This window comes from uncultured Campylobacter sp. (assembly GCF_938045405.1).
In the GTDB taxonomy this organism is placed as follows: Bacteria; Campylobacterota; Campylobacteria; order Campylobacterales; family Campylobacteraceae; genus Campylobacter_B.
Window position 1 is genome coordinate 1 of the sequence record NZ_CALIMW010000289.1, and the last position, 1457, is coordinate 1457.

Annotated in this window: 1 protein-coding gene; it reads left to right on the forward strand. The window is 44.1% G+C overall.

Going from position 1 to position 1457, the window contains the following annotated elements; genetic code table 11:
- The first annotated feature begins 241 nt into the window (after positions 1-241).
- Positions 242-1096, forward strand: coding sequence for an aldo/keto reductase (locus Q0140_RS11825; RefSeq protein WP_297964831.1), 855 nt, complete (start codon positions 242-244; stop codon positions 1094-1096).
- The last annotated feature ends 361 nt before the right edge of the window (positions 1097-1457 follow it).

Consider the following 1457-nt stretch of genomic DNA (forward strand, 5'->3'; position numbering starts at 1 on the left):
GATCGATCCGAAAACAAACGACGTCAAATTTGAAATGGACGTGGAGTCGGCGTCTAGAGACGACGTGGCATACCGCGCGATGGTTATCGATCCGAATATCTTTGATTATTAAAATTTCGCGATAGGTTGGAATTTAGCTTTTAAATTCCACCTGTCGCTTTGGTGCGGATAGAATTTTGCAAATCAAGCGCGAAATTTTAAATTTTTATGTAAGATGAATTTTTTTAGCAAAGGAGCAAAAATGCAGTATTTAACCTTAAACGACGGCAATAAGATGCCGATTTTAGGATTTGGAGTATTTCAGGTAGATCCGAAAGAGACGCAAAGATGCGTTGAGGATGCGATCTCGGTCGGCTACCGCAGCATCGATACGGCAAAGGCGTATTTTAATGAAGAAAGCGTGGGTGCAGCAATTAAGACGGCTCTTGCAGGCGGGCTAAAGCGCGAGGAGTTGTTTATCACTACTAAGCTTTGGATTAACGATTCAGGCGAGGAACAAGCGCTAAAGGCCTTTGATGCGTCGATGAAAAAGCTAGGGCTTGACTACCTCGACCTTTATCTCATTCATCAGCCATATGGCGACACCTACGGCGCGTGGCGAGCGATGAGTAGGCTTAAAAAAGAGGGTCGCATCCGCTCTATCGGCGTTAGCAACTTCTACGCCGATCGGATCGTCGATCTGTGCGAAAACAGCGGCGTCATCCCTGCGGTAAATCAGCTTGAGTGCCATCCGTTTTATCAGCGTGAAGCGTTAAAGCGCACGCTTGAGGATTACGGCATAGCATTTGAATCGTGGGCTAGCTTCGCCGAGGGTAAAAACGATATATTTAAAAACGCCGTACTAAGCGGTATCGGTGAAAAATATGGCAAAAGCTCAGCTCAGGTTATTTTGCGCTGGTTAATTCAGCGCGGCATCGTCGTCATTCCAAAGAGTGTAAAAATAGAGCGAATGAAGCAAAATTTCGACGTTTTTGATTTTGCGCTTGCGCCTGATGATATGGCTACCATTGCTGCGCTGGATATAGGCAAGACGCTATTTTTTGATCATAGAGACGCCGAGCGCGTAAAGTGGATAATCCATGCCTTTGATAAGTAAAATTTATTAAATTAAAGCGGATTGCATGCTTTAAAATTAAGCTGCGAGCGTGCAATCCTTGCTATTAAATTTGAGCTTGAGCGAGATCAGAGATAGAGCTTGTGGCGATAAATTAGCCTGCTCGCTCAAGCGGCGTGATGGCGTAGCCTGCTATTTTATATATTTTCTGTGGGAAGCCCTGCTTTATTCGCTTTAATCTCAAATTTACCCTTTATTTTATACAATCTTTAAAATTTACCGCAAAGGAATTTTATGAAAATCGCTAAATTTTTAAGAATTTTAGCCGCCGTTTGCCTGCTCGGCTCGGGCGCAAACGCGCTAGAGGAGGGCGTTAATTATCAAGTGCTGCAAAAGCCGCTAA

Bases quoted from the DNA above. Each gene is read 5' to 3' on its own strand.
- Q0140_RS11825 (WP_297964831.1), top strand. From the start codon at position 242: ATGCAGTATTTAACCTTAAACGACGGCAATAAGATGCCGATTTTAGGA.